Annotated in this window: 27 protein-coding genes and 1 tRNA gene; 16 read left to right on the top strand and 12 right to left on the bottom strand. The window is 35.0% G+C overall.

All coding sequences use genetic code 11. The features are described 5' to 3' along the window. Positions 1–90: 90 nt before the first annotated feature. The 4 genes from Q1V95_RS05250 to Q1V95_RS05235 form a co-directional block, all read right to left on the bottom strand. Positions 91–164: transfer RNA gene (locus tag Q1V95_RS05250), tRNA-Ala, on the bottom strand. A gap of 92 nt (positions 165–256) precedes the next feature. Continuing rightward, positions 257–1,084: a GLPGLI family protein gene (locus Q1V95_RS05245; protein WP_300671190.1), complete on the bottom strand. Its 828-nt coding sequence runs from the start codon at positions 1,082–1,084 to the stop codon at positions 257–259. A gap of 111 nt (positions 1,085–1,195) precedes the next feature. Next, positions 1,196–2,032 carry a hypothetical protein gene (locus Q1V95_RS05240; protein ID WP_300671188.1) on the bottom strand — a complete coding sequence of 279 codons (837 nt, stop codon included), beginning with the start codon at positions 2,030–2,032 and terminating at the stop codon, positions 1,196–1,198. Between the two features lie 31 nt (positions 2,033–2,063). Beyond that, positions 2,064–2,852 (bottom strand): hypothetical protein, encoded by a 789-nt coding sequence (locus Q1V95_RS05235; protein ID WP_300671185.1) that lies wholly within the window; start codon positions 2,850–2,852, stop codon positions 2,064–2,066. Between the two features lie 145 nt (positions 2,853–2,997). Here Q1V95_RS05235 and Q1V95_RS05230 point away from each other — a divergent pair, with 145 nt between their 5' ends. From Q1V95_RS05230 to Q1V95_RS05185, 10 genes are all read left to right on the top strand, one after another. After that, entirely contained in the window at positions 2,998–3,546 is a 549-nt protein-coding gene (locus Q1V95_RS05230; protein WP_300671179.1) for a C40 family peptidase, read from the top strand. 207 nt (positions 3,547–3,753) lie between these two features. Beyond that, positions 3,754–4,575, top strand: coding sequence for a 2,3,4,5-tetrahydropyridine-2,6-dicarboxylate N-succinyltransferase (locus Q1V95_RS05225; protein WP_300671172.1), 822 nt, complete (start codon positions 3,754–3,756; stop codon positions 4,573–4,575). A 24-nt stretch (positions 4,576–4,599) separates the two neighbouring features. Beyond that, on the top strand, positions 4,600–5,772 hold the full coding sequence (locus tag Q1V95_RS05220; RefSeq protein WP_300671170.1) for a glycosyltransferase family 87 protein: 1,173 nt from the start codon (positions 4,600–4,602) through the stop codon (positions 5,770–5,772). Further along, a complete protein-coding gene (locus Q1V95_RS05215) occupies positions 5,769–6,692 on the top strand; it encodes a glycosyltransferase family 2 protein (protein WP_300671167.1) in 924 nt (307 codons plus the stop codon). Before Q1V95_RS05220 ends, Q1V95_RS05215 begins: the two co-directional genes overlap by 4 nt. A gap of 2 nt (positions 6,693–6,694) precedes the next feature. Further along, positions 6,695–7,468, top strand: a complete 774-nt coding sequence (locus tag Q1V95_RS05210) for a polysaccharide deacetylase family protein (protein WP_300671164.1) — start codon at positions 6,695–6,697, stop codon at positions 7,466–7,468. Between the two features lie 7 nt (positions 7,469–7,475). After that, the gene (locus Q1V95_RS05205; RefSeq protein ID WP_300671161.1) at positions 7,476–8,579 is read left to right on the top strand and encodes a glycosyltransferase family 1 protein; all 1,104 of its coding nucleotides are present in this window, start codon (positions 7,476–7,478) and stop codon (positions 8,577–8,579) included. Positions 8,580–8,694: 115 nt separating this feature from the next. Further along, positions 8,695–9,315 (top strand): hypothetical protein, encoded by a 621-nt coding sequence (locus Q1V95_RS05200; RefSeq protein WP_300671159.1) that lies wholly within the window; start codon positions 8,695–8,697, stop codon positions 9,313–9,315. Positions 9,316–9,338: 23 nt separating this feature from the next. Further along, positions 9,339–10,016 carry a hypothetical protein gene (locus Q1V95_RS05195; protein ID WP_300671157.1) on the top strand — a complete coding sequence of 226 codons (678 nt, stop codon included), beginning with the start codon at positions 9,339–9,341 and terminating at the stop codon, positions 10,014–10,016. A 34-nt stretch (positions 10,017–10,050) separates the two neighbouring features. Continuing rightward, positions 10,051–10,512, top strand: a complete 462-nt coding sequence (locus Q1V95_RS05190; RefSeq protein WP_300671155.1) for a hypothetical protein — start codon at positions 10,051–10,053, stop codon at positions 10,510–10,512. An 83-nt stretch (positions 10,513–10,595) separates the two neighbouring features. After that, the gene (locus Q1V95_RS05185) at positions 10,596–11,147 is read left to right on the top strand and encodes a GNAT family protein (protein WP_300671153.1); all 552 of its coding nucleotides are present in this window, start codon (positions 10,596–10,598) and stop codon (positions 11,145–11,147) included. Between the two features lie 71 nt (positions 11,148–11,218). Here the strand turns inward: Q1V95_RS05185 and Q1V95_RS05180 are convergent, their stop codons facing one another. From Q1V95_RS05180 to Q1V95_RS05155, 6 genes are all read right to left on the bottom strand, one after another. Next, positions 11,219–11,872, bottom strand: a complete 654-nt coding sequence (locus Q1V95_RS05180; protein ID WP_300671151.1) for a YggS family pyridoxal phosphate-dependent enzyme — start codon at positions 11,870–11,872, stop codon at positions 11,219–11,221. Between the two features lie 108 nt (positions 11,873–11,980). Next, positions 11,981–13,489 carry a carbon-nitrogen hydrolase family protein gene (locus Q1V95_RS05175; RefSeq protein ID WP_300671149.1) on the bottom strand — a complete coding sequence of 503 codons (1,509 nt, stop codon included), beginning with the start codon at positions 13,487–13,489 and terminating at the stop codon, positions 11,981–11,983. Between the two features lie 10 nt (positions 13,490–13,499). Continuing rightward, positions 13,500–14,867: an MATE family efflux transporter gene (locus tag Q1V95_RS05170; protein ID WP_300671148.1), complete on the bottom strand. Its 1,368-nt coding sequence runs from the start codon at positions 14,865–14,867 to the stop codon at positions 13,500–13,502. A gap of 73 nt (positions 14,868–14,940) precedes the next feature. Beyond that, positions 14,941–16,125 (bottom strand): sigma-54 dependent transcriptional regulator, encoded by a 1,185-nt coding sequence (locus Q1V95_RS05165; RefSeq protein WP_300671145.1) that lies wholly within the window; start codon positions 16,123–16,125, stop codon positions 14,941–14,943. 105 nt (positions 16,126–16,230) lie between these two features. Continuing rightward, the gene (locus Q1V95_RS05160) at positions 16,231–17,403 is read right to left on the bottom strand and encodes a M28 family peptidase (protein ID WP_300671142.1); all 1,173 of its coding nucleotides are present in this window, start codon (positions 17,401–17,403) and stop codon (positions 16,231–16,233) included. Between the two features lie 111 nt (positions 17,404–17,514). Next, the gene (locus Q1V95_RS05155) at positions 17,515–17,865 is read right to left on the bottom strand and encodes a hypothetical protein (protein WP_300671140.1); all 351 of its coding nucleotides are present in this window, start codon (positions 17,863–17,865) and stop codon (positions 17,515–17,517) included. 122 nt (positions 17,866–17,987) lie between these two features. Here Q1V95_RS05155 and Q1V95_RS05150 point away from each other — a divergent pair, with 122 nt between their 5' ends. Then, complete coding sequence (locus Q1V95_RS05150) at positions 17,988–18,542, top strand: DNA-3-methyladenine glycosylase I (protein WP_300671138.1); 555 nt, start codon at positions 17,988–17,990, stop codon at positions 18,540–18,542. Positions 18,543–18,616: 74 nt separating this feature from the next. Here Q1V95_RS05150 and Q1V95_RS05145 read toward each other — a convergent pair whose 3' ends face one another. Together Q1V95_RS05145 and Q1V95_RS05140 are read right to left on the bottom strand one after the other, a co-directional pair. After that, complete coding sequence (locus tag Q1V95_RS05145) at positions 18,617–19,471, bottom strand: nucleoside phosphorylase (RefSeq protein ID WP_300671135.1); 855 nt, start codon at positions 19,469–19,471, stop codon at positions 18,617–18,619. A 74-nt stretch (positions 19,472–19,545) separates the two neighbouring features. Beyond that, a complete protein-coding gene (locus Q1V95_RS05140) occupies positions 19,546–19,869 on the bottom strand; it encodes a translation initiation factor (protein ID WP_300671132.1) in 324 nt (107 codons plus the stop codon). A 122-nt stretch (positions 19,870–19,991) separates the two neighbouring features. Here Q1V95_RS05140 and gpmI point away from each other — a divergent pair, with 122 nt between their 5' ends. The 5 genes from gpmI (at position 19,992) to Q1V95_RS05115 (ending at position 24,817) form a co-directional block, all read left to right on the top strand. Then, the gene (gpmI, locus tag Q1V95_RS05135) at positions 19,992–21,518 is read left to right on the top strand and encodes a 2,3-bisphosphoglycerate-independent phosphoglycerate mutase (RefSeq protein ID WP_300671130.1); all 1,527 of its coding nucleotides are present in this window, start codon (positions 19,992–19,994) and stop codon (positions 21,516–21,518) included. An 83-nt stretch (positions 21,519–21,601) separates the two neighbouring features. Next, the gene (locus Q1V95_RS05130) at positions 21,602–22,579 is read left to right on the top strand and encodes an acyl-ACP desaturase (RefSeq protein WP_300671127.1); all 978 of its coding nucleotides are present in this window, start codon (positions 21,602–21,604) and stop codon (positions 22,577–22,579) included. Between the two features lie 76 nt (positions 22,580–22,655). Next, positions 22,656–23,087 carry a BT0820 family HAD-type phosphatase gene (locus Q1V95_RS05125; RefSeq protein ID WP_300671374.1) on the top strand — a complete coding sequence of 144 codons (432 nt, stop codon included), beginning with the start codon at positions 22,656–22,658 and terminating at the stop codon, positions 23,085–23,087. A gap of 61 nt (positions 23,088–23,148) precedes the next feature. Beyond that, a complete protein-coding gene (gene map / locus Q1V95_RS05120; protein ID WP_300671124.1) occupies positions 23,149–23,958 on the top strand; it encodes a type I methionyl aminopeptidase in 810 nt (269 codons plus the stop codon). 91 nt (positions 23,959–24,049) lie between these two features. Beyond that, positions 24,050–24,817: a class I SAM-dependent methyltransferase gene (locus Q1V95_RS05115; protein ID WP_300671121.1), complete on the top strand. Its 768-nt coding sequence runs from the start codon at positions 24,050–24,052 to the stop codon at positions 24,815–24,817. Positions 24,818–24,851 lie beyond the last annotated feature (34 nt).

Genomic DNA, 24,851 nt, shown 5'->3' with positions numbered 1-24,851 from the left:
ATATAATGAAACGAGTTTGTTTTTGTATCTGTGAATTTCAATTTTAGGCATTAAAAAAGCTCTAGATATTTACATCTAAAGCTTTTCGTGTGGAGAATACGGGATTCGAACCCGTGACCTTTTGACTGCCAGTCAAACGCGCTAGCCAACTGCGCCAATCCCCCGATTTTTAACGTTCGCTAAAGTACGGAAAATTTTAAAGATTGCTAATTTCTTCCGAAGATTATCTTAAATACTTGTCTTGTTAAGCTTTCAGTTATTTAGCATCAATAAAATTGTTGAATTTTTTGATTTTAAGGATTCGATCCTTTTCCATATCGATTATTATGTCTTTGCTGATGCCATTCAGCATATTAACTTTTATGCCACTATCATCCACAAAAATTCCATTTCGAAGCTGTTTTGCTGGATCTAGTGTATATTGTTTGTAAGCCTTTGCATATTGTTCCGCAGTTACATCAATGGTCTTTGCAAAAATACTTGGGAAATAATCTTCAATAGAATTGCTTTTTTCTAATGACAAAAGATCAAAATTGAAATCACTAGCATCATCATTTCCACTAAAGACAAGACCAGGCAAATCTTTAAAAAGATAAGGACCATCAGAAACAGGAATCTCATTAGAAAACCAGACCGTCCAATTTCTGCCTAAGATCGTTGCAGTTGCTTTTTGCAAAGTATAAGACTTGAAAGCCTTTTTTTCACTGCTGACATTCCATTTTGGTTTGTCTTCACGGATTTTATAAGAATCACCATCCAAGCTTTTGATCAAGAAAATGTTTTTTGAATTTTTGACAACACCTAAAGGATAATTGGCTTTTCTGAAACTATTAATGTTAATGTCAAAGCTCCTTTGCAGATTTTTATTGCGAATTACGGTCATTAAAGAATCACTATAGTAATAATTGTAATTAAAAAACTTACTAGAATTAGTGCTAGGATTTATCATCAAAACAAAATTTTCTGTCACTATAGAATCTTTGGCTTTTGTTGGTTTAAATTTCATTTCATAAACCACTTTGTATTGTTGTGCAAAAGATAAGTTGATGATGAAGATTGCAATAAATTTTAGAAGTAATTTCATCTTTAGGATTTTATTTGGTTAAAAACAAATCAAAATTTAATCTAGACTAAGTTATAAAAATCTAGCGTTTTTTTGAATTAAAATGCTAAGCTCTTATAAAAGCATAAAATTTTATTCAGGTTTCCTAAGATCTATTTTAAAATTATAATATTTAACTGCTGTTTTGTTTTCCATGATTAGCTCGATTTCATAATTTTTCGGAAAACTTCTCAATGAATAATTAAGTTCCCAAAACGTCCAAGCTTTGCTATGGTATTCACTTCCTGCTTCTGGGAAATCGTACAAATCAGATTTTACAACATAATTTTTTGCAACATGATATGTAGGATTTTCGATGTAGAATAGCATATTGTTTGTTAGATTACGAGGCATTTCAAACCGATATCGATCCTTTAGATATTTGGTAATTGCAGTATTGAAAAGTTTAGAATTAAGTTTGTTTTCTGATACTATTTTAGCTTTCCAAACACTAAAATTTTTTTGATTGTTTTGTAAAGAATCGATTTTAAGAGCATCCATATACAAAACTTTGATATCCAAATTTTTAAAAACCAATTTGTCCTTCATGGTTTCGTCAATCTTTATTCTTTGGATTGCTTTATTAGCAACACTTGGCGTGAAATATTTCACAGTTCCCGAAATGCTTTTAATCTTCTTTAGCGTTTCAGGTGCGGTTTCAAAAACAATATCATACGTATTACCTGCCTTGTCGTAGTAATTGTCCGTTAGAAATTCATCCGAGTGGAGGCTTGTTCCGTCATTTAGTTTTAAAATCGCATTTTTTTTCAGTTCGATGCGATTGATAGAATCTAGTTTCAGATTTTTGATAAGCAACTGAATTGTAATATCTTCAGAATCCCTTACAAAAGCTTTAGACAGACTAAATTCTTGCGCGAAGATACTTTGCCCAAATGCTAAAAGTAAAAGAAAGAGATACTTGCTAAACATAATCGAGTTGTAATTTTTGCTAAAATATTTATTACTGAATTTGGTACATTCCGACCCAATCTACGAAATTTAGGTTCATGTTTTTTGCAAATAGTTGAAGTTTTTGGCTGTCGTTGACACTTCCAATATCATAAATTGCAAAAGTTTGGAGAGAATTGTCATCGTTGAGTTGACCATAAAAATAAGTTCCCAAAGCTTCGATAACAAAGCATTTGTCCGCAAAACCATCATAGTCATTGACGAAAGCTAAAGAACCTACTTTGTCAGCTTCCAAGTATTTTTGAATGTCTTGCAAATAAATTTTGTCCGTTATTTTTTCTGCTTGAAAGTTTCTGACATAGCAATTCTTGTAACTTATTATTTCTCCGTTTTCATTGGATTCTGAAGCGCTTTCTCGGATTTGCTCTAGCATTTGTTCAACCTCGTTGGCATTGTTGCTAGATATTAATTCTTGTTGCAACCAATCGTCGCCATGAATCTGAATACTAAAATCCCCGAAAGGCGCGGTTGCAACCAAATTGGGAAAACTATTTTCAATTGTCGGGATTGTGTACCAAATATCTTGAGGATTGACATATTCGATTTTTCGCATTTTTAAAACCAGCTTGCCCGATTTTGCAAAGTCCTCCGAATTTTCGGGAATAGCTTGTTCCACCGACCAATCTTTATTGTCGATATGCATCGTTGTTGGCACAGAGAATGTAGCAGGTAACTGGTCGACTGCCATTTCTGTTTTTCCAATGATTTGGTCGTTAGAAGCGTCTATAAATTGGACACTTACTTTGTCTTTTTTTTCGAATAGATTATTGAAGATTCCCATTTTGTGTTTCGGTGATTTGAGTATTATTATGTTGTTAAAATATGCATTAATCTTTATATGATAACAATGTTAAATCAAAAAAATGAGGCTAACAAACTAAACTTTAGCTTTTTTCGTTATATTTGAGATGTGTAAAAGATTTTTAATGAAAAGGTTAATCTATATTCTTATTGCTTCGGTAACATTATATTCTTGTACGGCTTCGAAACCTGTAAGCCGTTCAAAGTACAAGTCGGCTTCTAAGTCGGCTGCATCCAAATCGACTGTCAATCTCAAGAAATATACTTCTAACAATACTTCGAAAGTCTCTGGTGATCGCAATGATGTGGTAAAGGATGCACAGCAATATCTTGGTGTTCCGTATAAATATGGTGGCAACACCAGAACTGGTTTTGACTGTTCTGGTCTTGTAACCAAAGTTTTTGAAGATAATAACTACAAGTTGCCGCGTCGTTCTACGGACCAAGCAGATACAGGTTCTTCAATTCGAGTTGAGGAAGTTAAAGCAGGTGATTTGTTATTTTTTGCAACAGGAGGAGGCAGAAGTGTTACGCATGTTGGCATTGTTAACAACATCGAAAATGATGGCGAGATTAAATTTATTCATGCTTCTACAAGTAAAGGTGTGATAATTTCGTCCCTTAATGAAGCTTATTGGAATAAAGCTTTTCTTTTTGCGCGTAGCGTCCTTTAATTTACTATTTTTGCGATTATTTTAGCGTGAGGGCGAAGCACATTGTTGGAGCTCTTTCTTGTGGTGGCGGAACTGAAGCTGCACAAGAAAAGCGACTGTGCGGAGACCGACCCGCTTGTTTTTTTGCTGGGGAAACCTATGAGGTTTGGAGTTGGCAAAAACAAAGGGGCACGCCCAAATTGTTATTAAAAAAGTAAATATAAAACTATGTCTTTACAGGAATTAAAAGAAACGATTGAGAAAGTTTGGGATAACAGAGAGCTTCTAAAAGACTCTCAATATACCGACGCGATTAGAAATGTTGTTGAAAAACTAGACTTAGGCGAACTTCGTGTTGCAGAACCTACTGACAACGGATGGCAAGTTAATGAGTGGGTGAAAAAAGCGGTGGTGCTTTATTTCCCAATCCAAACAATGGAAACCATCGAAGTTGGACCTTTCGAATTCCATGATAAAATCCCTTTAAAGAAGAATTATGCCGAAAAAGGTGTTAGAGTAGTGCCTCACGCAATTGCAAGACACGGAAGTTTTGTAGCAAGCGGCGTTATCATGATGCCGTCTTATGTTAATATTGGCGCTTATGTAGATAGCGGAACGATGGTTGACACGTGGGCGACTGTTGGTAGTTGTGCACAAATTGGTAAAAATGTTCACCTTTCTGGTGGTGTTGGTATCGGTGGCGTGCTAGAGCCTTTGCAAGCTGCGCCAGTTATTATTGAAGACGACTGTTTTATCGGTTCTAGATGTATCGTTGTAGAAGGCGTACATGTTGAGAAAGAAGCTGTTTTGGGTGCTAATGTTGTGTTGACGGCGTCTACAAAAATTATCGATGTGACTGGTCCAGAACCAATCGAAATAAAAGGTCGTGTGCCTGCTCGTTCAGTTGTAATCCCAGGTAGTTATACTAAGCAATATCCAGCAGGTGAATACCAAGTGCCTTGTGCCTTGATTATCGGACAAAGAAAGGAGTCGACAGATAAGAAGACCTCTCTTAACGATGCATTGCGTGAAAACAATGTTGCTGTCTAAAATATAAAAGCTAATAAACACATTTTGAAAAATAAATTCCTAAATTTTATATCTAATCCAAGATATATTGGAATCATCTATATTATTGTAGGTGCTTTGTCTGCATTATCAAAATATAATCGTGGACCTGGTGCCTACAATAACTATTTAATTTTTAAAAATGTATTGTTCAATACATTACAACAACGAAATCTTTATTCGTGGTATCCCGAGCTGTATTCTGACAAGAATCATTATGGGATTTTCTTTAGTGCATTGATTGCGCCATTTGCAATAATGCCAGATTGGATGGGGATTATCCTTTGGAATGTTGCCAATACATTGGTGTTTTTGTATGCTGTTAAAAGCTTGCCTTTTAGTTCCAAAAACAAAGCTTTTTTTGCATGGTTATGTTTGCAAGAATTTATTACAGCAGCGGTTAGTTTGCAGTTTAATATTGCACTTACAGGACTATTGATATTATCCGCAACCTATATCTACAAGCAAAAAGAAGTAAAGTCTGCTTTGGCAATTGCCATTGGTATTTTTGTTAAAATCTATGGCATTGTAGGACTTTCCGCTTTTTTCTTTGTTAAAAACAAGGTCAAATTTATTGCAGCTTTAGCCGTATTTTGTGTGCTGTTTTTTGTGATTCCAATGGCATATTCGTCGCCGCATTTTGGTGTACAATCTTATGTTGATTGGTTCGTAGAGCTAAAGGACAAAAACGGTACGAACCAAGTTTTAGGAAATTACCAAGATATTTCGTTGATGGGATTTGTGCGTCGCATTTTGCAAGATGCTAACATTTCTAATTTGACATTTTTGATGTTTGGATTGCCATTATTTGCTTTACCTTATATCAGAATCAGTCAATACAAACATTTGGCTTTTAAGCTTTTGATTTTGGCATCAACACTTTTGTTTACTGTGTTGTTTAGTTCTGGCTCAGAGTCGCCGACTTATATTATTGCGGTGGCAGGTGTGATGATTTGGTTTTTAATTCAGAAAGAGAAAAAGCCGATTGATATTGCCTTGCTGGTTTTTGTAATTATTTTGACGTGTTTCTCAAGTTCGGATTTATTTCCAAAATTCGTAAAAGAGAATTTTATTATTAAATATTCTCTGAAGTCCCTACCATGCAGCGTTGTTTGGTTAAGAATTACTTACGAGTTGATGACAAGAAACTTCGAAACCGATTATAAAGTTGCGGCATGAAGCAGGTTAGCATTGTTATCCCAGCTTACAACGAAGAAGGTAATCTAGAAAAGATTTTCCAAGAAATTGATTTGGTTTTCAGAGATTTGCCAAATTATCAATACGACATTATTTTTGTGAATGATGGCAGTCGAGATAATACGCAGCAGATTTTGGAGCTGCTTTCAGAAGCTTATCCACAAATTAAATACATTGAGTTTTCCCGAAACTTTGGACATCAATTTGCCGTAAAAGCAGGCTTGGACGAAGCGCAAGGACAGATTGTAATTTCTATGGACGCTGACTTGCAACATCCTCCGAGATTAATTCCCGAAATGATTAAAAAATGGGAGGAAGGTTATGATATGGTCTATACCATTCGAAAATATCCTAAAGAAATTTCACAATTCAAAAAGAAAACCTCTGACTTTTTCTACAAACTTTTGAGCAATCTTTCTGACGTCGAAATCGATAAAGGAAGTTCGGATTTCCGATTGATGGACAGAAAAGTAGTTGACAGTATTAAAGACGTTGGCGAGTCCGATTTGTTTCTCCGAGGAATGGTGAAATGGATGGGCTTTAAGCAATACGCGATACATTTCGAAGCCGATCAACGCTTTTCGGGTGAGAGCAAATACAACTTAAAAAAGATGTTGAAATTTGCCTTTACTGGAATAACATCTTTTAGTGTAAAACCTTTGTATTTGGCAGCTTATTTAGGCTTTTTCTTTTCGAGTCTTAGCTTGTTATACATTCCATACGTCATCTACGCATTTGTTGCAAAAACCGAAATATCTGGTTGGGCATCACTCATTATGACGATTGTTTTCTTTGGTGGTATTCAACTTATTATTTTAGGAATTTTCGGAATTTATATGGGAAAAATGTTTAAACAAATTAAAGACAGACCTAATTATATTATTCGTTCAAAAAACTTTTAAGCATGGTTTTACTGAGTTTCGACATTGAAGAATTTGACATGCCTCTCGAATATAAAGGTCAGATTTCTTTCGAACAACAAATACAAATTTCCCGAGGTGGCACCGTCGCCATTTTGGACCTTTTGAAAAAACATAACGCCAAAGCAACTTTTTTTTCAACGGTTGTTTTTGCAGAAAATAATCAAGATATTATCAGAAGACTTTTGGATGAAGGTCATGAGTTGGCAAGCCACACGTGGTTTCATTCTGAGTTTAAAAATGAGCATCTTAAAAGTTCTCGCGAGCGATTGTCAGAACTTTTCAATACGGAGGTTATAGGACTTCGAATGCCTAGGATGAGTCCCGTTGACGAAGATGAAGTTCGAGATGCCGGTTATATTTATAATTCATCGATTAATCCGACATTCTTGCCTGGACGTTATAATAATTTGGGTGTTAGTAAACGTTATTTCAAAAAGAAAGAGGTTTTGCAATTGCCAGCTTCGGTGTCGCCACTTTTTCGAGTGCCTTTGTTTTGGCTAAGTTTCCATAATTTCCCAGAGCAAGTGTATCGATTTTTGGCTAAAAGAAGTTGGAAGGATAACGGATATCTTAATGTTTATTTCCATCCTTGGGAATTTGCAGATATCAAAAATCCTGAATTTAAATTGCCTAACTTTACAACAAAAGATACAGGAAAAGCAATGGTCGAAAAGTTTGATTCTTTTTTGACTTGGCTTGATGCTAATAAGCGAGAATACTGTACAATAAAGGATTTTGTTGATATTATAAATTAATCTGATTTTGAAAATCGCATACGACGCCAAACGTTTTTTTAACAATACTTCAGGCTTGGGAAATTATTCTCGAGATTTGGTGAGGATGTTAGCGCAGTTTTTTCCAGAGAATAAATACGTGCTTCTTGCAAAACGAGAAAACGAACGAGGCAAGGCAATTTTGGAAAATCCATCTGTTAGCTTTAGTCCAATTTCTAAATCGACGATGGCGCGACAATTAAAGATGGGGAAGGATGCGCAGAATCTTAATGCTGATATTTTCCATGGATTGTCAGGTGAATTGCCTTTAAAATGGAACAAAAAACCAATCAAAAAAATTGTGACAATTCACGATTTAATTTTTGTTCATTATCCTAAATTTTATTCGTTTTTTGATAGAAAAATTCACTTTTGGAAGTTTAGAAAAGCAGCACATTCTGCTGACAAAATCATCGCCATTTCTGAGCAAACCAAAAAAGATGTGGTCGAAATGTTAAAAGTCCCAGCCGAAAAGGTTGTGGTTATTTACCAAGGATGCCACAAAGCTTTTAAAGCTGAAAAATCACAAGATGAACGCGAGGCTGTCAAAACAAAATACAATCTTCCAGAACGATTTGTGCTAAATGTTGGCACTATCGAAGAACGCAAAAATCTGTTTACAGTGGTAAAAGCTTTGCAAAATACAGACATTCCGTTGGTTGTCGTTGGCCGAAAAACAAAATATGCTGACCAAATTTTAAACTTTATCAAAAAAGAAAAAATGGAAACGCAAGTTCAGTTTTTGGAAGGCGTCTCGATGGAGGAGTTGGCTTGCATTTATCAATTGGCAGATATTTTTGTTTATCCTAGTTTGTTCGAAGGTTTTGGAATTCCAATTATTGAAGCTCATTTTTCGAAGACTGTGGTTATTACTAGTAATGTTAGTTGTTTGCCTGAGGCTGGCGGAAAGGATGCGATGTATGTTAATCCGCTTAATGTGAAAGATATTAAAGCTAAAATAGGTTTCCTTTGGGACAATGAATCGGAAAGACAACGCCGCGCCGAAAAATCCTATGAATTTGCTCAAGCTAATTTTAATGATTTGAAAGTTGCGAGCGATGTAATGAAGCTATATCAAGAGATTTTAAAATAAATAAAACAGTCAATTTTGGCTGTTTTTGTTTTTTCGACTAATAATTTCTGTATTTTAGTTTTAAAGAAATTCTAGGAAATGAAATCTTGTTTTCAATCTAAGTTCTTAAAACAAAATGACGAAAAATATTGTACTTTTTAGTGTTGTCGTAGCCTTTACTTCTTGTAAAAAGGAAGCTTCAGTTTCTGATGTTCAAAAAGTAGATTCGGCTCAGATTTCAAAAAATATCAAAACTGATTCAACTTCAATATCATCTGATTTAAAAGAAAAATCTCAAACTTCTGATGCTGTTTTGGATACTTCTTTTATTGGGAAAACAACAATTGAATTAAATAAATTAGACCTTTACGAATGTTTTGGATTGTTGATTGAGGATGATGATCAAAGATTTGCGTTATCAAAATATTCGAAAGTAGTTGATGATTGCTTTAAAGGGAAGAACAAGATTTTGCTCGAAAAATTTATTAATTACTATGATGATGGCAAAAAAGCGAATTTTAAAATTGTTGATGAATTAAATGTCACAACCAATCATCCCAAAACTTATTTTAACGCTGTTCACTTAACTTTAGACGGTTCAGAAAAAGTGTATTTGGCAGAATATGAGGATAGTGAAAAAGAAAATATCACTAAGATTTTTAGACTTTGGAAAATCGATGTTAATGTTGGAAAATTTGTTGAAATAAAAGTTCCCCAAAATTTGACTTTCCAAAATCCCGAATACGATGAGGATTAAACCTTCTTTCTAAAATATAATGTATGAAAAATCTAGTTCAGCTTGTTTTAATTTTTGTTTCGTTGACGTTTTCTGCTCAGCATTTGGAGTTGGGAAAAGATAAAATAAACTTGGAAAGCTTCAAAATGCCTTTTGATGTTAATAGTTTTTATAAAAAACAGTTCGAGTTAAATAAAAAAACGCTTGAGCTTATGGAAAAGGACAAAATGGAAACGCCCATGTTTGACAAGCTTATGAAGCAATATAAATTTGTAGATGGCATTACAACAATTGATGTTTCTGATACCAAAAAGTTGCTGTTGTACGAAATGAAAGCTACTAATACACGAGATACTTTGGCTTATTTTGGAAATGTGAAATTTCAAAAACTCGAAATGATTAGCAACCAAAAGAATGAATTTCTGTCTTTGCGTGCTGTTTCCAATTCTTTTAATGATAACAAAAAGAATTATGAACATCTTAAAAGTCTTTTGGTCAACAAGTTTGGAAATCCTCAAAAAATAGATTCTGAGAATTTTGTTGAGAAAGAATATTTCCAATGGAAAACCAAGGACTTTGTCTATATTCTGAGTCTTAAGATTGAAACAGAAAACGATGTTCTAAAATATTATTATTCGGATTTGTACCTTATCAGTGCGAAAGATTATGAAAATCTAAAAGCGAATTTTGGAAAGATTCCTGTTTATTGGAATTTGCCTTAGATTTTGTTTAACTTAGATATTCAAAAATAATAAAATGATAAACAATACTAATTCCCAGCACTCTAGAAACAAAATAATAAGATATGGACTTGTTATTTTGAGTGTGGTTTTGTTTGTTATTTCGTTGTTTTGTCCTGCATTTTTTATTGATAGAGTTGACCGAGACGCTTACTCTAATTCGTTTTATTTGCTTATTATCGGATGGATGGGACTTTTGGGTGGAGCGATAATACCGTTTTTGATTTGGTTGGCTAATCCCTTGTACATTTTTTCAATTCTTTTGGTTACTTCTAGGGAAAAAGCAGGCGTATTATTTGCTTTGATTCCTGTAGTATTAGCCGTAGTTTTTGCAAATTTGGATACGATAATTACAAGCGAATCAGGCGCGAGCTCCCGAATTACAGAATTGGGATCAGGTTATATTCTTTGGCTTTTGAGTTTTATAGTGCTATTTGCGGCTTCAATTTTTAATTTATTTGATAAAAGTCCAGAATAAAAGGCTTTTCAAAGTTGTTTTGCTCAAACCAGAAATCTATATTCGTAGATTAATAATCTTTAAAATTTTTAAAACTGAAATTAATGCAAAAGATTGAACCTCAGGATTTTGTTTTAAAAAATGGAAAGCTTGTCACAATTCGACAAGCTGCGCCTGCTGACGCCGAACAACTTTTAGATTGTATCAAAATTTATGTTGATGATAGTCCATTTATTCCTCAATATGCGGACGAAATAACAAATGACGTCAATGCTGAAAGAGACTTGATAAACACTTTTGCTGAAAACGATAATTCTCTGTTATTGGTAGCAGAACACGGTTCTAAAATTATTGGAAACATCGATCTTACAGGCAGTCAAAGAAGAATTATGGCGCATACCGGAATGATTGGAATGGGCATGGTAATCGAATGGCAAAATACCGGACTTGGTACCGTTTTATTAAAAGAAATGATGGCTTGGGCAAAGCAAAATCCCATTCTGGAAGTCGTTTGGTTGCAAGTCTACACCGAAAATCTTGCGGGATTATCACTTTATAAAAAGATTGGATTCCGAGAAAACGGAATTGTCAAAAATTTCTTCAAACAAGATGGAAGATATTATGATGTTTTGACGATGTCTATTTCTGTGAAGTAAGTTTTTTTAAACTAAAATAAAAACAAACGGCTTAGTATCTGATGCTAAGCCGTTTTATATTTTATAAAATTCTAATAAATGCGTTGTCCAAATATCGCTGAGCCGACACGCACAGAATTGGCGCCACATTCGATAGCAAGAGGGAAGTCATCGCTCATTCCCATTGATAAAACGTCCAATTTTTTCTGCATTGACAATTGATCAAATAACCGTTTCAAGAATGAAAACTCTCTTTTCACCTGCTCTTTGTCATCAACAAAACTTGCCATTCCCATCAAGCCGATGATTTCAACATTTGGAAATTCACCCTGAAGATATTTTAAAAACAATTCTTTAGTTTCTGAAACTTCAAGACCAGTTTTGGTGTCTTCTTCTGCGATTTTAACTTGGAGAAGCACTTTTATTATTCTGCTGTTTTTCTCAGCTTGTTTGTCGATTTCGCTAAGTAATTTTTCGCTGTCCACGCTTTGTATCATCGCAACAAAAGGCGCAATATACTTAACCTTGTTGGTCTGCAAATGTCCAATCAAATGCCATTCGATATCCGATGGAAGATTAGGTTGCTTTTCCATCATTTCTTGGACTTTATTTTCTCCAAAAATACGTTGCCCCAAATCATAAACTTCTTGAATTTTTTCAATAGGATGATTTTTGGATACCGCAACCAAAGTTACGTTCTCAGGAAGTTGAGATTTGATATCTAGATATTGTTCTTTAATTGACATTTTTTCTGATTTACAATTTACGATTCACGATTTATGATTAACGATTAACGATTAACGATTATTTTGGCAATAACCAATAGCCAATAGCCAATAGCTAAAAGCTGATAGCTAATGCTTTAATGCAACAGTTTCATAAAGGTCTTTTCTGCGGTCATTCATAATTTGGACAGCGCCATTGTAATGAAGTTCTTTTAACAAATTAAGATCAACATCAACAATTAAAGTCATTTCGGTATTTGGCGTTGCTTCACCTTTAACCGCATTGGATGGAAAAGCAAAATCCGATGGCGTGAAAACAGCCGCTTGCCCAAACTGAATATCCATATTACTCACACCCGGCAAATTGCCAACACAACCAGTTATTGCGACATAACATTCGTTTTCGATGGCACGTGCTGCAGCGCAATTTCGGACTCTGGTATAAGCATTTTGAGTGTCTGTAAGATAAGGGACAAACAAGATTTTCATACCTTGATCAGCTAAGATTCGTGGCAATTCTGGGAACTCCACATCATAACAAACCACGATGCCGACTTTGCCACAATCGGTGTCAAAGACTTTTATTTCGCTGCCGCCTTGCATACCGTAATAACGTCTTTCGTTTGGTGTAATATGGATTTTTCGATATTCATCGATTTTACCATCACGGTGACAAAGATAGCTGGCATTGTACATTTTGCCATCTTCCATAATTGGCATGCTTCCCGAAATGATATTCACGTTGTAGCTGACAGCATATTCGGAAATTTTAGCTCTAATTTCATCGGTCATTTCTGCCAACTTTTCCATTGCTTCACGCTCGTGCATGTGATTGAATTGCGCCAACAAAGGTGTGTTAAACAATTCTGGAAAAACACAAAAATCAGATTCATAACTTCCTAAAACATCCACAAAAAATTCGACTTGCTCGAAGAATGCATCAATATCTTTGAAGTGACGCATTTGCCACTGTACCAAACCAAGTCGGATAACGCTATCCTGCATTGTATTCTTCTTGGAAGTGTAGTAGATGTTATTCCATTGTAGAAGAACCGCATATTCTTCGGATTCCACGTCGCCTTTTAGATAACCTTTTAATATTTTTAAAGGTGAAAAGTTATTTGACAATTGAAAACTAAGTACTGGATCGTAGATTTCTTTTAGCCTAACTTTTTTAATGTATTCACGTGGTGTTAACTCGTCGCTATACAAGTGATAGTTTGGGATACGACCACCAACAATGATGGATTTTAGATTTTTTATTTCACATAATTCTTTACGTGCATCGTACAAACGTCGTCCAAGACGCAGGGTTCGATATTCTGGATCGACAAAAACCTCGATGCCATACAATGTATTACCAACATTGCTATGCGTATTAAATGATTCGTTGCCTGTAATTTCGTCGTAAGTATGTTGATCGCCAAATATTTCGTACTGTACAACAATAGAAAGTGCTGCAGCAACCAATTTTCCATCAACAGTGATACACAATTGACCTTCTGGAAAAATGGAAGTTAATTTCTGAATATTACGTTTTGCCCAAACATTATCTTCGATGTCTGGATAAGCGTTTTGCATGGCTGTCGCCAATTCGTCGTAATCGTCTATCGAAAGTTTTCTAATATCTACTTGCATATTGTGTTTTTTAAATGTTTGATTTTGAGTGAATTAATCTTGATGACAATTTTAAAAATCTAATCACCAAGAATACTGCCGAAATGGTCAGTCCCAATCCTAATGCAATCCACATTCCGAAAGCACCCATTTTTAAAGTATAACATAAATAATATCCCAACGGAATTGTAAATACCCAATATGCGACAAAGGTAATAATGCTTGGGATTTTAACATCTTGAATACCTCGCAATGCGCCTAAAGCTGCTACTTGGATACCATCTGATAACTGGAAAAGTGCTGCAATAATCAATAATTTTGATGCTAAAGTAATAACTTCGATATCGCTTTCTTTGGTGAAGAAATGTGGTAAAATATCTCTAAACGTAATAAAAATTAAACCACAGAATATCATAAACAAAAATGCCATTTTTAAGTTATTGATTCCGACTTTTCTTAAACCAACAAAATCTCGATTTCCTAATCGATTACCAATCATAACGGTTGATGCTACACTAAATCCGATGCAGAGGTTAAAGGTAAATGACGCCATAGATAAAGCAATTTGGTGTGATGCAATATCTTTAGCGCTGATCAATCCACAAATAAAAGCAGCTCCTGCAAAAGCAGTTACTTCAAAGAACATTTGTAAAGCTGTTGGTAGCCCAAGTTTTATCATTTTGTTAAACATCGCTTTGCTAAACTCCGAAACTTTAAGACTGAATTCTTTTATATAGCGTTTTGTTTTTGACTCTTTAACCATAACGAAATAAAGGAACACAACCATGAAAATTCTGGAGATTAAAGTTGCTGTTGCAGAACCTTGTACGCCCATTGCTGGCAGTCCGAACATACCTTTTATTAAAACATAGTTCAAGACTATGTTAATGATATTAGCAAGAATAGTCGCTTTGGTTACGCCAATAGTATAACTAAGACCTTCCGAAACTTCACGTAAAGTTTGGAACATCATAAAAGGTATCATACTAATCGCCATAATATGCAAAAAGTCAATGGTGTCGGGGATAATTTCCTTTGGCTGATCCATGTGATAGAGTAGTGGCAATGCTAACATTAAAGCTAGCATCAAGATAATACCAACTGTCATATTAATGATAAATCCGTGACGAAAAACATTGTTAATCATCGAATGATTTCCTTGAGTTTTGGCTTCCGAGACCAAAGGCGGAATAGCAAAAGAAAAACCTAATGCCAATACAAATATTGAAAAGAAAACTGCGTTTCCCAATGACACCGAAGCTAGAGCTTGTGAGCCAAGCAACTTACCAACGATAATGTTATCGAACAAGTTAACAGAAACCTGCCCAACTTGCGTCAACATTACTGGTAATGCCAAGGTTAGAGATTCGCGCGTATATTTTAAGTCAAGAAACTTCATATATTATTTATTTTTTAAAACAAAAAACCGCAGATTTTAAAGTTCTGCGGTTTCCATAGAATATTAAAATCGATTATTTTTTTACGAAATTAGCTACATCTTCCGCAGATACAGGATTTGCTCCCAAAATTACCAAACGTTCTACCACGTTTCTTAGCTCACGGATGTTACCAGTCCAGCTAAATTGCTGAAGCGCAGTAATCGCTTTTTCGTCAAATTTTTTAACAGCATTTCCTTGCTCATCTGCAATTGTTTTAGCAAAATGTTCTACCAAAAGCGGGATGTCACCTTTACGATCATCCAAAGCTGGTACATTAATTTCGATTACAGAAAGTCTGTGGAACAAGTCTTCACGGAATTTTCCTTCCGCAATTTCTTTATGCAAATCTTTGTTAGTCGCCGCTACAACACGCACGTCAACTTTTATTTCTTTATCACTACCAACAGGAGAGACTTTGCTTTCTTGCAAAGCACGAAGTACCTTTGCTTGTGCAACCAAACTCATGTCACCAATCTCATCCAAGAAAATTGTACCGCCATTAGCCTGCTCGAATTTTCCAGATTTATCTTTAATCGCGCCAGTGAAAGAACCTTTAACATGTCCAAACAATTCACTTTCAATAAGTTCTGATGGGATTGCTGCACAGTTAACCTCTACCATTGGACCTTTCGATCTTTCGCTTTGTGCATGGATTGCGTGCGCTACCAATTCTTTACCAGCACCATTTGGTCCTGTGATCAAAACTCTAGCATCCGAAGCCGCCACTTTTTCTATCATATCTTGGATCATCTTCAAAGCAGGAGAGTCACCAATCATTTGATATTTTTTATTGACTTTTCTTTTTAGCTGCGTGTTTTCAGACTTTAAGCTTTTATTATCTTTTTGAAGATTACCTTTGTCTAGTGCGTTTTTAACGCTGGTAATCAATCTGTTAATGTCAATTGGCTTTGATATGAAATCGTAAGCACCATCTTTAAGACAACTAACTGCAGTATCGATATCAGCATGGCCAGAAATCATGACAAAAGTAGTTTCTGGTTTTATCTGCATAGTTTCCTTAAGTAATTCTGTACCAGAAAGTTTTGGCATTTTGATATCAGAAATAACCAAAGAAAAATCCTCTTTTTCAAGAATTTTTAAAGCTTCTAAACCGTCATTTGCGATTTCGAATTCGTAATCTGTAAGCTCTTCTGATAAAATGCTATGAAGAACGCCCGATATGGCTTTTTCGTCTTCTACAATAAGAATTTTTTGCATAGTGCAAAGGTAGCAAAAATTGTACTAATTATTATTCAATGATTTAGAGCCTGCTTAAAAATTTTAGCAATAAAATTTAAAACAGGTTTTTAAGGAAAATTTTTCCTAATCAATTAAGATTTTTTTGGTGTGAGAAACGCCGTCAATCGTTAAAGTTCCAAAATAAAGTCCTTTTTTAAGTTTTTCAACATTGATTCGATCTTCGTTTTTAGAGACTAAAAGTGTTTTCCCAGTGGTATCAACAATTTTAAAATCATAATCTTTTAGTTTTTTATTTAAAAATTCTAGCTGAATATAATTTTTTGCAGGATTAGGAGAGATTTCAAGACTTTTCACTTGGTCGGCTGGCGTACAAACTGCCATAATCTGATTCTTTGCCCCTGAAAAATGCATCATTGCGCCAGTTGCTGCTTTTGCAACATTATAGACGTAAGTTGGATCAAGTTTGCTAAAAGTGTCACCAGAAGAATGCGGATATGTACTTTCATTCGCTTCATAAAAACCAGTGATGACTTCGCCATTGGCTTCAAAAGGCATGTAATCGGAATTGTAAGCATGCGAAAGTTTTGGTTGAAGCGTCGAATAATAACCAACATAAGTCATCAAATCCTGAGTAATGGCTGCAGATGCTGCGTTGTTGCTTGTTACGTTGTTACTTTCGTCACGTTCGCACATAATTTGGTTGTTAATTTTACCAGCAACGCCGCCAACTTCATCAATATTAAAAACTAATTTAATATCCATTTTTGGGCTTGTCGCATTAACTACATTTTTGACATAAGCCGAACTTCCGATAAGACCTTGCTCTTCACCAGAAAAATTGATAAACTTAATAGAATAATCTGTATCAATGTTTTTCATGATTCTCGCGACTTCCAAAATTACCGAAACACCACTTCCATTATCATTAGTTCCAGGACCGTTAAGTGTGTCGTAATGCCCACAGATAATGACAAAAGTATTGGGATATTTTGTTCCTGTCTTTGTTATAATCAGGTTTTTGGAGGTACTTCCAAGGTAAGAGAAGCTCTGTTCGCTAATATCTGAAGCACTGTATCCAAAGCTTGTATATTTGTTTTTTAACCAAGAAAGAGCATTTGTTAATGTGCTACTACCAGTCGTTTTAACACCAATATTTTCGAACTCTTGGAGATTATTGGTAATGTTATATTGTGTTACTTGCTCGGAAATCGATTTGTAATAAGGATTTGCAGATTGTCCAAAATGTAAATTGGCTACAAACGCGGAAGCGATTAACAAAGAAGATTTTAGTGTCATTTTTTAAGTTTAGGGAATTCAAAGATAATTTTAATATCAAACAAAAAAAAGAGGAATACAAAATTCCTCTTAAAGTAAATGATAATGTGTCAATATGAAAACGCTTTGCGCTTAATTATCATCATTAGACGAATTAAACTTGTCAGCGATATTATCTTTAACTTCATCCGTTTTGTCCGCTACTTTTTCAGCGATTTCGGATGTTGTGTTTTTTGTTGTTTGCCAAGCTTCTTCTGCGAAGTCTTTGGTATCTTCCCAAGCGCTAGCAACAGAGTTTTTTAGATGATCAAAAAATCCCTCTTTATCTGGCTCTTGATTGTTTCTTTTTTGCTCGTCGATATAGCTTTTAGCTTTGTTAGCTAATTCTGTAATTTTTTCTTGAGAGTCGTTTGCAAAGCTGTTTAATGATTCTTTTGCGTCGTTAACAACTTCTTTTGCCTTGTCAAAATCTTGATTTTCCATTTTAGTAATTGTTTTAATGTTTGATACTTACTAAATGTCAAAACATATTCCATAAGACTGATAAGAAATGTTAAATTAATTCGTATTTTTCACAAACTTTTCTTAACTAAAATTTGACAAAAATGGAAAAAATAAGATGTGGCTGGTGTGGCAAAGATGAGCTGTACATGGATTATCATGATAAAGAGTGGGGAAAACCAGTCTATGACGACGACACAATTTTCGAATTCTTGGTTTTGGAAAGTTTCCAAGCTGGTCTTAGTTGGATTACTATTCTTAGAAAACGAGAGAATTTTAGAAAAGCTTTCGACAATTTTAATTACAAAAAAATTGCAAAGTATAATGATGCCAAAGTTGAGGAATTAATGGCTGATACTGGTATTGTAAGAAATCGATTAAAAGTTTTGGCAACAATTAATAATGCCAAGCTTTTTATGGAAGTGCAAAAAGAGTTTGGGAGTTTTTCAAAATACATTTGGGGATTCGTGGATGGGAAGCCTATTATCAACGAACCTAAAACTTTGAAAGACGTTCCTGCAACGACAGAAATTTCGGATGCTTTGGCGAAAGACCTTAAAAAGAGAGGTTTCAAATTTCTTGGATCAACCGTGGTTTACGCGCATATGCAGGCAACAGGAATGGTTAACGACCATGTTTTAGATTGTCATGCGAGATAGTTTATGTTTTAAAAATAAAAGCCTAGAAAATTAATTCTAGGCTTCTTTATTTGGGTTAAATAATTGGTGTCAAATTATTTAATAACGCGTTCCAATACCCAATCAATCATCATTTTTTCTGATGCATGATGATCTGCAGCAAATTCGCCACGTCTTCTGTTAGCAATAACGCAATTTACAGTAATTGCTTTATGTCCTAATAATTTAGACAAAGCGTAGATTGCCGAGGTTTCCATTTCGAAGTTTGAAATACCAAGATCATTCAGAGTTTCCAAGAATTGATCATCCAAAGCTTTTAATCTTAGTTGACGTCCTTGTGGTGCGTAGAATCCAGGGAAAGTTGCTGTATTACCATGGTATTTTGCATCTTTATAAAGCTCTAATAATTCTGGAGCGCAATCCGAGAAATACAACATCGGTTTGATGTTCGCATAAGGGAATTTGTCCATAAACGATTTACTGAATTCATTTTCGAATTTATAATCGCTATAGAAATGCATTAATCCATCTAGTCCTACAACATTTTCACTCACCAAAAGATTATCCACTTGGATGTCAGGATTAACACTACCACACGTTCCCATACGGAAAAGTTGCAGTGATTTGTGCTCTTTTTTTATTTCTTTTGCTTTTAGATCAATATTAACCAAAGCATCCAACTCATTCATCACGATGTCGATATTCTCAGTACCGATACCTGTTGACATTACTGTAATTCTTTCGCCGCGAAGTGTTCCTGTATGCGTGTAGAATTCACGTTTGTTTTTTTTGATTTCTACAGTGTCAAAATATTTAGAAACACGTGGTACGCGGTCTGGATCTCCAACTAATAAGATTTTGTCTGCGATATCTTCAGGCAACAAATTAAGGTGATAAACACTTCCGTCGTCATTAAGTACCAGCTCCGAAGCTGCAAGTTTATTAATCATAATGTATATTTTATTAATTATTATATTTTCAATTATTTTCGAATTACGAATTTTCTTCTGTCCTTTAATAAAGATTATCCGCCAACGCGTTTTGTTTTATAACCTAAATCTTTTAGGATTGCCATAATCTTATCGCGGTTGTCGCCTTGGATTACGATGACGCCATCTTTCTCTGAGCCACCGATGCCAAGTGTCGTTTTTATCTTTTTAGAAATCGCTTTTAATTCGTCTTCGCTACCTTCGAATCCTTCTATTAAAGTTACAGGTTTTCCGTTACGTCCTTTCTTTTCGAACTTACAAATGAGCGCTTCTTTTTGCTCAAATTTTTCCTCTGGCATTTCGAAATCTTGCTCTTCATGATCAGGGAAAAGATTTTTTAATTGGTCTCTAAGATCCATCTCGTTTTTTGATTTTAGAAAAAGATTTTAAAGGTAGTAAAAATATCCATAGTAAAAACATGAATTTTACTAGAAATCTTCATCCTTATTTGTTAAATTTGTAGGAGTAAAAATCCAAAATCATGTCAAAAAAAGCAATACTAGCCATTCTAGATGGTTGGGGATTGGGTACAAATCCAGAAGTTTCGGCATTAGAAAAAGCCAAAACACCTTTTATAGATAATTGTCTTAAGAATTTTCCACACACGACATTGGAAGCTAGTGGACTTGCTGTTGGTTTGCCCGCTGGACAAATGGGAAACTCGGAAGTTGGACACATGAATCTTGGTGCTGGACGTGTAGTGTATCAAAATCTTGTTAAGCTAAACATGGCTGCAGAAGATGGAACTTTGGGTAGCCAAAAAGAAATTCAGGATGCTTTTGCCTATGCAAGAGACAATCATAAAAAAGTACACTTTATTGGATTGGTTTCTAATGGAGGTGTGCATTCGCATATCAATCACTTGAAAGCTTTATTGACAGCTGCTCATAATTTTGGACTAGAAAAAAATGTTTTTGTCCATGCTTTTACAGATGGTCGTGATTGCGATCCGCATTCTGGTTTAGGCTTTATCAAAGAGCTTTTGGATCACATGAAGCAATCGACGGGACGTTTGGCGTCGATTATTGGACGCTACTATGCAATGGACCGCGACAAGCGTTGGGAGCGTGTGAAGTTAGCTTATGATCTTCTTGTAAAGGGCAAAGGAGTAGAAACAAAAAATCCTTTGGAAGCGATCGAAAATTCGTACCACAACGATATTACTGACGAATTTATCAAGCCAATTGTATGCGTCCAAAATGGGACACCGATTGCTAAAATAGAAAATGGTGATGTCGTTATTTGTTTTAACTTTAGAACAGATAGAGGACGAGAAATCACAGAAGTACTTTCGCAGCAGGATTTTCCAGATTACGAAATGTACAAATTAGATCTAAAATACATTACGTTAACCAATTACGATAAGACCTTTAAAAATGTTGATGTTGTTTTTGATGAAAATGTTTTAGAGAATACAATGGGCGAGGTGCTAGAACGCGCTGGTAAAAGCCAAATCAGAATTGCTGAAACAGAAAAGTATCCGCACGTAACATTCTTCTTTTCGGGAGGTCGTGAAGCGGAATTTAATGGTGAAAAGCGTTTGTTGTGTCCAAGTCCAAAAGATGTTGCAACTTATGATCTAAAGCCAGAAATGTCAGCTTATGATATTACAAAAGCAATTTTGCCGGAGTTAGAGCATGGCACTGCTGATTTTGTATGTTTAAATTTTGCCAATACTGATATGGTAGGACATACTGGCGTTTTTGAAGCGGCTGTTAAAGCGGCTGAAGTTGTTGATTCTTGCATCGAAAAAGTTGCAACAATGGCATACGAACATGGTTATGCTGTATTTATTTTGGCAGATCACGGTAATTCGGATATCATGATAAATGCTGATGGTTCTCCAAACACGCAACATACGACTAATTTAGTTCCATTTATTGTGATGGATAAAGAGCGTACGTGGAATCTTAAAGCAGGTAAATTAGGTGATGTTGCCCCAACAATTTTGAGTGTTATGGGTGTTCAAATCCCTGATGTTATGACAGGAGAAGTTTTAACATCTTAATTGAAATTGTTTTAAATCATAAAAATTAGTGCTATTCTACGCATAATATTGTTAAATTTGCGAAAACTTAAAATTAAATATTAATGTACAACAAACTGGTTAGGAAGGAGGTGATGAAAAATTTGGAAATTGAAATGTCGAGTTTTATTTCGAAGTTTCTTACACCTATTGAAAAGATATGGCAACCTTCGGATTTTTTGCCTGATACATCTAGTTCAGATTTTAAGGATCAATTGGATGAGTTACAGACATTTGCGCATGAGATGCCTTATGATCTTTTTGTTACATTAATTGGAGATTGTATTACCGAAGAAGCTTTGCCTAGTTACGAATCTTGGATTATGGGAATCGATGGTATTAACCAAGAAGAGAAAGTTGGTTGGGCACAGTGGGTAAGAGCTTGGACGGCTGAAGAAAACCGTCATGGCGATTTGCTTGGTAAATATCTTTATCTATGTGGACGCGTTAACATGCGCGAAATGGAAATCACAACACAGTATTTAATTAACGATGGGTTTGATTTGCAAACCAGTATGGATCCTTATAAAAACTTTGTCTATACAAGTTTCCAAGAGACCGCAACTAATATCTCGCACCGTCGTGTTGGGACTTTAGCTAAACAAACAGGTAATACTAAACTTGCTAAAATGTGTGGTGTAATTGCTGCGGATGAAGCGAGACATGCAAAAGCTTATAAGCATTTCGTAGAGAGAATCTTCGAATTGGATGCTAGCGAAATGATGTTAGCGTTTGAAGATATGATGCGTAAAAAAATCGTGATGCCTGCACACTTGATGAGAGAATCTGGTCAAAAAGCTGGAGAACTTTGGGAGCATTTCTCAGATGCTGCACAACGCTGCATGGTTTACACAGCACAAGATTACATTGATATCTTAAAAGATCTTTTGGTAGATTGGAAGATCGATGGCATCACAGGACTTAATGAGTCTGCAGAAAAAGCCAGAGATTATCTGATGAAGTTACCATCTAGATTACAACGTATTACAGACCGACTTGCAACACCTGACAAAGAATATAGCTTTAAATGGGTTAAATCATAAACAAAACGAGGTCAAAAGGCCTCGTTTTTGTTTTCATATATTTCGTATATTTGCACACTGAAATTAAATCCCTATGATGACAAGTAATAAAAAGTTAGCAATTGATTTTGATGGTACAATCGTTGATGATGCATATCCAGGAATTGGTAAAGCTAAAATTTTTGCATTCGATACCTTAAAAAAGCTACAATCAGAAGGTTATAGACTTATTTTGTGGACATACCGTCATGGTAAAGAGCTTAATGATGCAGTAGAATTCTGTCGTAAAAATGGCTTAGAGTTTTACGCTGTTAATTCAAGTTTCGAAGGAGAAGTTTTTGATCATGAAACACAAAGCCGTAAGCTAGATGCGGATCTTTTCATTGATGATCGTAATTTGGGTGGTTTCCCAGGTTGGGGCGAGGTTTATCAAATCGTTAAAGAACGTATCGAATTCCAAGTGGCAGGTGGAGAAGTACATGCTTATTCTAAAATGAAAAAAGAGAAAAAGAGAGGTCTTTTTTGGTAAGATATTTAGACAAACATTATTAATGCTGGTTTTTTAATCAGCATTTTAATTTTTTAATACAATGATACAGTTAAAAACAATAGAAGAACTTCGCTTAATGAAAGAAAGCGCTCAATTGGTTTCTAAAACTTTGGGTATGCTTGCGAAGGAAATTAAACATGGTGTTACAACAAATTATTTGGATAAATTGGGTGGCGAATTTATTCGCGATCATGGTGGTTATCCTGCGTTTTTAGGAATGTATGATTTTCCTAAGAATCTTTGTATTTCTCCTAATGACCAAGTGGTGCATGGGATTCCTAATGATGAACCTTTAAAAGAAGGCGATATTCTGTCTGTGGATTGTGGCGTTTATATGAACGATTTCTACGGTGATCATGCTTATACTTTCGAAGTTGGAGAAGTTGCTCCAGAGGTTAAGAAATTGCTTCGCGTAACTAAAGAATCACTTTATAAAGGAATAGAGCAATGTATCCGTGGAAAGCGTGTTGGTGATATTGCGAATGCGATCCAAGTACATTGCGAGAAGGAAGGTTATGGTGTAGTTAGGGAATTGGTTGGACATGGACTAGGGCGAAAAATGCACGAAGATCCTCAAGTTCCAAATTATGGTAAAAAAGGAAGTGGCAAAGTTTTAAAAGACGGTATTGCACTTGCTATTGAGCCGATGACAAATATGGGGACGGAAAAAGTTAAATTCCATAACGATGGTTGGACAGTTACAACTTTGGATAATCTTCCATCAGCACACTTCGAACATGATGTGTGCATCATCAAAGGTAAGCCAGTTTTGTTATCGACTTATCAGCATATTTATGATGCTTTAGGAATTACATCTGACGAGGAAAAAGCCTTTCAATTAGATTTTTAATTTAGTTAAAATCACTTTAGGTTAATTTTGTAATAGGCAGTATTTTAATTGCTTGTAAAATTTATTTAAAGTTAAATTTAATTTATTTCGTTTGAAAAAAATTGCAAAATTTCTTCTGAATAAAGTGCCAAGACCAATGCTTATTCAATTGAGTATTTTGGCGCGACCAATGATTTATCAAGTCTACAAAGGCGATCGTTTTACAGATCCAATTGATGGTAAATCTTACAGAAAATTTCTTCCGTATGGTTACGGGAAGCAAAGAGAAAATGCATTATCACCTGGGACTTTGTCGCTAGAAAGACATCGTCAAATGTGGTTGTATCTTAAAAATGAAACTGATTTTTTTACCAAAAATCTTAAGGTTTTGCATATTGCGCCAGAGCAGGATTTCCTGCGACGATTCAAAAAAATGAAAAACCTCGATTATACGTCAGCGGATTTATATTCTCCGATAGTTGATGTTAAGGCTGATATTTTGGATTTGCCTTTTGAAGATGATAGTTTTGATGTTATCATTTGTAATCATGTTTTGGAACATATTGTAGATGATCGAAAAGCAATGTCTGAATTATATCGCGTGATGAAGAAAGGAGGTTGGGGGATTTTACAAGTCCCGATGAAGAATGGACTTGCAGAAACTTATGAGGACTTCAGTATTACTGATCCCAAAGAACGACAAAAACATTTTGGGCAATATGATCATGTAAGGTGGTACGGAATGGATTATTTTGACCGACTGAAAAGCCTTGGTTTTGAAGTTGATGTTAATTATTATTCACAAAAATACTCAGAAGCGGATCAAAAACGATTTGCGCTCCAAAAGAACGAAATATTACCAATAGTCCGAAAGCTTTAGCTTTCGGATTTTTTGTTAAGTAAACGTTAAACCT

The sequence above is a fragment of the Soonwooa sp. genome (genome assembly GCF_030151385.1).
Lineage (GTDB): Bacteria > Bacteroidota > Bacteroidia > Flavobacteriales > Weeksellaceae > Soonwooa.
The sequence above is the reverse complement of the archived record's forward strand: the minus strand, read 5'-3'. Positions and strand labels throughout refer to the sequence as shown.

What these genes read in the sequence shown, in the direction of transcription:
- Q1V95_RS05225 (WP_300671172.1), top strand. Translation starts at nt 3,754, where the DNA reads ATGTCTTTACAGGAATTAAAAGAAACGATTGAGAAAGTTTGGGATAAC.
- Q1V95_RS05130 (WP_300671127.1), top strand. Translation starts at nt 21,602, where the DNA reads ATGTACAACAAACTGGTTAGGAAGGAGGTGATGAAAAATTTGGAAATT.
- Q1V95_RS05200 (WP_300671159.1), top strand. Translation starts at nt 8,695, where the DNA reads ATGACGAAAAATATTGTACTTTTTAGTGTTGTCGTAGCCTTTACTTCT.
- Q1V95_RS05235 (WP_300671185.1), bottom strand. Translation starts at nt 2,852, where the DNA reads ATGGGAATCTTCAATAATCTATTCGAAAAAAAAGACAAAGTAAGTGTC.
- Q1V95_RS05160 (WP_300671142.1), bottom strand. Translation starts at nt 17,403, where the DNA reads ATGACACTAAAATCTTCTTTGTTAATCGCTTCCGCGTTTGTAGCCAAT.
- Q1V95_RS05210 (WP_300671164.1), top strand. Translation starts at nt 6,695, where the DNA reads ATGGTTTTACTGAGTTTCGACATTGAAGAATTTGACATGCCTCTCGAA.
- Q1V95_RS05195 (WP_300671157.1), top strand. Translation starts at nt 9,339, where the DNA reads ATGAAAAATCTAGTTCAGCTTGTTTTAATTTTTGTTTCGTTGACGTTT.
- Q1V95_RS05170 (WP_300671148.1), bottom strand. Translation starts at nt 14,867, where the DNA reads ATGAAGTTTCTTGACTTAAAATATACGCGCGAATCTCTAACCTTGGCA.
- Q1V95_RS05190 (WP_300671155.1), top strand. Translation starts at nt 10,051, where the DNA reads ATGATAAACAATACTAATTCCCAGCACTCTAGAAACAAAATAATAAGA.
- gpmI (WP_300671130.1), top strand. Translation starts at nt 19,992, where the DNA reads ATGTCAAAAAAAGCAATACTAGCCATTCTAGATGGTTGGGGATTGGGT.
- Q1V95_RS05230 (WP_300671179.1), top strand. Translation starts at nt 2,998, where the DNA reads ATGAAAAGGTTAATCTATATTCTTATTGCTTCGGTAACATTATATTCT.
- Q1V95_RS05125 (WP_300671374.1), top strand. Translation starts at nt 22,656, where the DNA reads ATGACAAGTAATAAAAAGTTAGCAATTGATTTTGATGGTACAATCGTT.
- Q1V95_RS05165 (WP_300671145.1), bottom strand. Translation starts at nt 16,125, where the DNA reads ATGCAAAAAATTCTTATTGTAGAAGACGAAAAAGCCATATCGGGCGTT.
- map (WP_300671124.1), top strand. Translation starts at nt 23,149, where the DNA reads ATGATACAGTTAAAAACAATAGAAGAACTTCGCTTAATGAAAGAAAGC.
- Q1V95_RS05155 (WP_300671140.1), bottom strand. Translation starts at nt 17,865, where the DNA reads ATGGAAAATCAAGATTTTGACAAGGCAAAAGAAGTTGTTAACGACGCA.
- Q1V95_RS05215 (WP_300671167.1), top strand. Translation starts at nt 5,769, where the DNA reads ATGAAGCAGGTTAGCATTGTTATCCCAGCTTACAACGAAGAAGGTAAT.
- Q1V95_RS05140 (WP_300671132.1), bottom strand. Translation starts at nt 19,869, where the DNA reads ATGGATCTTAGAGACCAATTAAAAAATCTTTTCCCTGATCATGAAGAG.
- Q1V95_RS05145 (WP_300671135.1), bottom strand. Translation starts at nt 19,471, where the DNA reads ATGATTAATAAACTTGCAGCTTCGGAGCTGGTACTTAATGACGACGGA.
- Q1V95_RS05185 (WP_300671153.1), top strand. Translation starts at nt 10,596, where the DNA reads ATGCAAAAGATTGAACCTCAGGATTTTGTTTTAAAAAATGGAAAGCTT.
- Q1V95_RS05245 (WP_300671190.1), bottom strand. Translation starts at nt 1,084, where the DNA reads ATGAAATTACTTCTAAAATTTATTGCAATCTTCATCATCAACTTATCT.
- Q1V95_RS05240 (WP_300671188.1), bottom strand. Translation starts at nt 2,032, where the DNA reads ATGTTTAGCAAGTATCTCTTTCTTTTACTTTTAGCATTTGGGCAAAGT.
- Q1V95_RS05150 (WP_300671138.1), top strand. Translation starts at nt 17,988, where the DNA reads ATGGAAAAAATAAGATGTGGCTGGTGTGGCAAAGATGAGCTGTACATG.
- Q1V95_RS05175 (WP_300671149.1), bottom strand. Translation starts at nt 13,489, where the DNA reads ATGCAAGTAGATATTAGAAAACTTTCGATAGACGATTACGACGAATTG.
- Q1V95_RS05180 (WP_300671151.1), bottom strand. Translation starts at nt 11,872, where the DNA reads ATGTCAATTAAAGAACAATATCTAGATATCAAATCTCAACTTCCTGAG.